We start from the raw sequence: 5,774 nt of genomic DNA, 5'->3' as shown, positions 1-5,774 counted from the left end.
TGGGTAGCGTTTCGGAAATCCAGGATGGTGAAGAAGTTCTTTCCATAGTCCGTCCGCAACCGAGTGCCGCGCCCCACAATTTGCTTAAACTCTGTCATCGACTGGATGCGCCGATCCAGCACGATCACCTGGCAGGTCTGGGCATCTACCCCCGTTGTCATCAGCTTCGAGGTGGTAGCAATCACGGGATAGGGTTCCTCTGGGTCGATAAAGTTATCGAGCTGGTCTTTGCCCTCCTTCTCATCCCCCGTAATCCGCATGACGTAGCGGTGATCGGCTTGGATCAGTTCGCGGTTGAGGTCGATTTCGGCGATCGCCTCTCGCATCCGTCGGGCATGGTCAATGTCTTCGCAAAACACAATGGTTTTCCGCATCGGGTCGCCATCGTGCAAAAAATGGGTCAGGTATTGCGCCACAAGCTCAGTGCGTTTATTGAAGACAATGGTGCGATCGTAGTCCCGCAAATTATAGAGCCGTTCTTCAATGGTCTGCCCCCGATCATCCACTTCCCCCACATCCGGCATCCAGCCTTCCAGGTCTTTATCCAGATCCACCCGTACCACCCGAAATGGAGCCAAAAATCCGTCTTCGATCCCCTGCTTCAGCGAATAGGTAAAAATCGGATCGCCAAAATAATCAATGTTTGACGCATACTTGGTTTCCTTTGGTGTTGCCGTCAGCCCCACCTGCACCGCATCTGCAAAATAATCCAACACCTGTCGCCAGTTGGAATCGTCCGCCGCACTGCCCCGATGACACTCATCAATCACCACCAAGTCAAAGAAATTCCGCTCAAACTTTTCGTACAGGTTCTCCCGTTCCTCGTTGCCAATCAAGGCTTGATACAACCCCAGGTAAATTTCATAGGACGTATTGATGCGGCCATTCTCATCCACCAACGTCCGGTCAATTTTCGTGATCACCTCCCCAAAGGGGCCAAAGTCATTAGTCTTGGTCTGGTCTACCAGAATATTGCGATCCGCCAAAAACAAGGCCCGCTTCGCTACCCCGGTTCGCCACAAGCGCCAGATGATGTTGAAGACGGTGAAGGTTTTCCCGGTTCCCGTCGCCATCACCAGCAAGCAGCGCTTCTGTCCACGGGCGATCGCCTCAATTGTCCGGTTCACCGCAAGCTGCTGATAATACCGGGGTTCCTTTGCCCCAATCCCCTCATAAAAAGCCGACGACAGCAGCGCCTGGGCGGTATACGGCACATCCGTCAGGTTTTGCCATTGCTGGTAGCGCTCCCACAGTTCGTCCGGCGAAGGGAACTCGTCTAACCCCAAATCCTGTTCCATCTGCGGATAGGTGCCCGTGCGATCGTGCAACCGAAACCCATCCCCATTGCTGGCAAAAACAAATGGCACTTGCAATGCTTCGGCATAGCCCAACGCCTGCTGCAGTCCATCTCCTACCCGATGCTTGTTATCCTTTGCTTCGATGATGGCGATCGCCTTATTCGTCTGGTAATACAGCAAATAATCGGCGCGTTTTCGTTTGCCCCTGACGGTCATCTGCTTTCGGACAATCATCTGACCATCGGTGAATCCAAACTCCCGCCGAATCTGCCCCGGCTTCCATCCTGCATTGTGAAGCGCGGGTGTAATGTAGCGATCGCAAATATCCGTTTCACTGAGGTCTTTTTTAGACATGGGAACAACTCGCAACATGCAAGCCTAGATTTCCCAAAAAACCGGCTGCGATCGTCGCAACCACTAAAACTAAAATAATTTGATAACTGAGCGATCGCACCCCTAGAAACCCTTCGTGTCCACCCAGCGCTGCTGCTAGGATGGGCGGTAACCTGGGGCTGTAGCTCAACAGGATAGAGCAACCGCCTCCTAAGCGGTAGGTCGCGCGTTCGAATCGCGCCAGTCCCGTTTCTAATGTTTGATGGCGATCCCATACACCCTACAAAAGCGATCGCCCTGGCTTAGACCGCATTAGCCGTCGTAGACATGAACGTCGCCAAGACTTGTTGGCCATGAATGAATAACGGGTGGCTGAGCAGGCCTAGGTGGAGATGTCGGGAAGAGTACGCTTAAATGGGCCTGACATCATTCATTGGTCTTCACTCTAGGTAGCAGTGCCTGAGTCCAATGTTGTCCACGTTTCTGTTACTTACTTGACGTTTTTTCATGAAGCTACCCTTTAGCCAATCTCCCAAACCCGAACCTAGTCTGCCACCCGATCCTTCATCGAAGGAACCCCAAGGGCTAGGAGCCTTTGGCGGCGTGTTTACCCCCTCAATTTTGACCATTTTGGGGGTAATTATGTACCTCCGATTTGGCTGGGTTGTGGGCAATGTAGGGTTGCTCGGCACCCTGATTATTGTGACGCTCTCCACCTCCATCACGTTTTTGACCGCCCTGTCCGTCTGTGCGATCGCCACCGACCGGGTCGTTCGCGTGGGCGGAGCCTATTACATGATTAGCCGTTCCCTCGGCATTGAGACGGGAGGAGCAGTAGGCATCCCCCTATACTTTGCCCAAGCTCTTTCCGTGGCTCTCTACACCCTTGGCTTTGCCGAAAGCCTCTCAGCGGTGTTTCCAGGGCTGAATCAGGTGGTTGTTGCGTTGATAACCACCCTCGCGGTTGCCATTTTGGCTCTCACCTCCGCCGAGCTAGCCATTCGAGCCCAGTACTTCATCATGGGGGCGATCGCCCTATCTCTGATCTCCCTGATCTTTGGGCCATCGCTGCCTAACATAGAACCGCAACTTTGGGCCGTTCCTGAAACGACCCAGAGTTTCTGGGCTGTGTTTGCCGTATTTTTCCCTGCGGTGACGGGCATCATGGCTGGCGTTAATATGTCTGGGGATTTAAAAAATCCTACCCAAGCCTTGCCCAGCGGCACCCTAGCCGCCGTGGGAGTAGGGTACGTCATCTATATGGTATTGCCGCTGCTCCTTGCCTATCGAGTCGATACCGCCAACCTCATCGATGAACCGCTGATCATGCAGCAACTCTCCTTTTGGAGTCCTGCCATTTTGCTAGGCGTCTGGGGAGCAACCTTATCCAGCGCCATTGGCAGCATTATGGGAGCCCCCCGTGTCCTGCAAGCCCTCGCGCGGGACGGCGTCCTGCCGCGCGCCCTCAAAATTCTAGGTACGGGTAGCGGTCGTCAAGATGAGCCCCGCATTGGTACGGCGGTAACATTATTTGTCTCCGCCGCAGCCGTTTGCATCGGCGATCTCAATCTGATCGCCCCTGTGCTCACGATGTTTTTTCTCACAACTTACCTGGTGCTCAACGTCTCCGCTGGCATTGAAGGCTTTCTGCAAAGCCCCTCCTATCGTCCTACCTTCCGTGTCCCCTGGTTCCTGTCGCTCCTTGGAGCGGTGGGCTGTTTGTCGGTCATGTTTTTAATTAATGCTGTTGCCACGGTCGTTGCCGCAGCGATCGCCCTCAGCATTTTCTTTTGGCTGCAGCGCCGGGAACTGGAAGCCACCTGGGGAGATGCCCGCCGGGGCATGTGGATGGCGCTCCTGCGGACAGGCATTTTGCAACTCGACCACACCGATGATCCTAAAAACTGGCGGCCCCACATTCTCGCCCTTTCTGGTTCCCCATCTCGCCGCTGGTCGTTGGTCGAGCTAGCCGATGCCCTCACCCACAACCGAGGCCTCGTTACCGTATCGAGTGTCTTACCCAGCGGCTCCCGCGATGTGGGGCAGCAATCTACCATGGAAGCCACCATCCGCGACTACTTGGAACGGCGAGGTATCCGAGCCTTAGTACGCCTCACCACCGCCTCAGATCCCTTTGAAGGTGCTGTTCAACTCATCGAGACCTATGGTCTTGGCCCCCTTGTACCCAACACCATTGTGCTCGGAGATAGCGAAAATCCAGAACGACGAACCAGCTACTGTAACCTCATTGCCCAGACCCACAAGGGAAATCGCAATATTATCATTCTGCGGGAAAATGAACAGGGAGGATTTGGCCGCCGTCAGCGCATTGATGTCTGGTGGGGAGGGATGCAGGCTAATGGTGGGTTGATGCTACTGCTGGCTGACCTGCTGAGCAGGAACATCGCGTGGCGCAATGTAGACATTTGCCTGAAGCTGATGGTGCAGGACGATACGGCGGCCAAGTCTGCCCAGCAGAATATCCGCAGGTTTGTGCAAGATATGCGTATTTCTGCCCTATCAGAGGTATTAGTCGCCAACGGTCGTTCTTTTGACGAGGTGCTTCACGAGTCATCAGCCTTCGCCGATTTGATTTTTCTAGGCATAGCACCTCCCGATGCCGTGGATGACTATCCAGAGTACTATGCCAACTTACAGCAGCGCACGGCTAAGCTGCCTACTACGATATTTGTCTTAGCTTCCGCCAAGTTTGCCTTTACCGAAGTCCTCAGCGAAGGCTAGCTGCCTATCTCCCTTTGTACGTCCTATTCCACTATGGCAGACGCTCAACAAAACGTCGGCTGTCTAACTTTTCCCCGATAGTTCAAGATCACCTGCTCACAGGCACTTTCTATGAACTACCGGGGCATTTTTTTAGCTATCGCCTGGCTTGCATGTCTTCATGTGCTCTGGCTTCAACATTTTCTTGTCCATTCTAACGGCAGGCGATCGCCCCTGAATCCATCACGCTTACCCGTAGCACGTTTCTTAATATCTGCTTAAAATGAGGGAGGTGTAGAGAAACGTTTTTCAAGTATTCTCCAACATACTAAGAAACGCCTCTCTACACCATTGCTGTTCTGAAAGCCCTCAATGTAGGCTGAATCTGACATCCTATCTACACGCGTTCAGAGTCAAGTAGACATAAGGTTATCAGTCAAGTAGTGTAATTTTCCTGACAAGCAATCAACACGATAGTGTGAGTAAGCGTACCCCAATGGGCACACTAGATCTGAGATACCATTGAAAGTTCCCCCTACCTTATAAGTATGGCACCCACTAGTCTTCGCTCCACTCTAAGCAGTCTTCCTGAAAATGCTCCGGAAGCCGTCGTTGACCATCATTTTTCATCCCATCTACTAGAACTACTAGGGTTTCAATCCCAAGAAGTTCATCCTAATTACCCAACGGGTGATGGCAAAGCCGTTGATAAAGCAGCTAGAAAAACAGTTGGAGATGATGTTTTTCTACATACAAAGTCCAATCCCTATCTTCTCTTAGAGTTGAAGGGTAGAGATTGTAACTTGTCCAGCGATGCCGCACAATACAAAAAAACGGTCACGCAACTCAAACGATATCTTCTTGCTCCCAACTGCAAAACAGCTGAGTGGGGCATTATTACTAACTCTTGCCACATTCAACTATTTCGCAAACACGGTAAAGTAATTTATCCTGCTACCCACTGCCTTGCCCTAGACAGTGAAAATGCTGACAAGATTGTTGCTTCAATTCGCAAGAAGATTGAAAGTCCATCCAGAGCCTTAACGGTAGCTGTTTATAACAACAAAGGGGGTGTAGGAAAAACAACTACAGCCGTCAACCTAGCAGCAATCCTAACTTTTCTAGGTAAGCGGGTTCTAGCTGTTGATTTTGACCCAAATCAGCAAGATTTAACAAGTTCACTAGGCATTCCCCTAAGTGAAGGCGGCGTCTTTGAATCGCTCACACAGCGGGATATAGAACTTCTGAGTACGCTACATCCCTACAAGTTTCCTTTAAAGAGAATTAATTCGGAATTGAGGTTTGATGTCATTCCAGCCGACAAACAATTAGTCGATGCCTCTGATGATGCGTTGCGCAAATTGTTAAAACGCAACATGCTACATAAAAAGCTAGCATCTGCTAGACAAGAATATGACTATA

3 protein-coding genes and 1 tRNA gene are annotated in these 5,774 nt (G+C 51.6%); 3 read left to right on the top strand and 1 reads right to left on the bottom strand.

Features of this window, described 5'->3' with window-relative positions:
* Positions 1-1,652, bottom strand: a 1,652-nt coding sequence (locus V6D20_23155) for a DEAD/DEAH box helicase family protein (protein ID HEY9818677.1), incomplete at its 3' end; no start/stop codon positions are given.
* Positions 1,653-1,806: 154 nt separating this feature from the next.
* On the opposite strand from V6D20_23155, the gene V6D20_23150 reads away from it, so the two are divergent.
* From V6D20_23150 to V6D20_23140, 3 genes are all read left to right on the top strand, one after another.
* Positions 1,807-1,880 (top strand) — tRNA-Arg (locus V6D20_23150).
* A 258-nt stretch (positions 1,881-2,138) separates the two neighbouring features.
* Complete coding sequence (locus V6D20_23145; GenBank protein ID HEY9818676.1) at positions 2,139-4,373, top strand: amino acid permease; 2,235 nt, start codon at positions 2,139-2,141, stop codon at positions 4,371-4,373.
* A 527-nt stretch (positions 4,374-4,900) separates the two neighbouring features.
* The coding region (locus V6D20_23140; protein ID HEY9818675.1) for an AAA family ATPase at positions 4,901-5,774 on the top strand (874 nt) is incomplete at its 3' end.

Source organism: Candidatus Obscuribacterales bacterium, from assembly GCA_036703605.1.
In the GTDB taxonomy this organism is placed as follows: domain Bacteria; phylum Cyanobacteriota; class Cyanobacteriia; order RECH01; family RECH01; genus RECH01.
The sequence above is the reverse complement of the archived record's forward strand: the minus strand, read 5'-3'. Positions and strand labels throughout refer to the sequence as shown.

Bases quoted from the DNA above. Each gene is read 5' to 3' on its own strand.
- V6D20_23145 (HEY9818676.1), top strand. From the start codon at position 2,139: ATGAAGCTACCCTTTAGCCAATCTCCCAAACCCGAACCTAGTCTGCCA.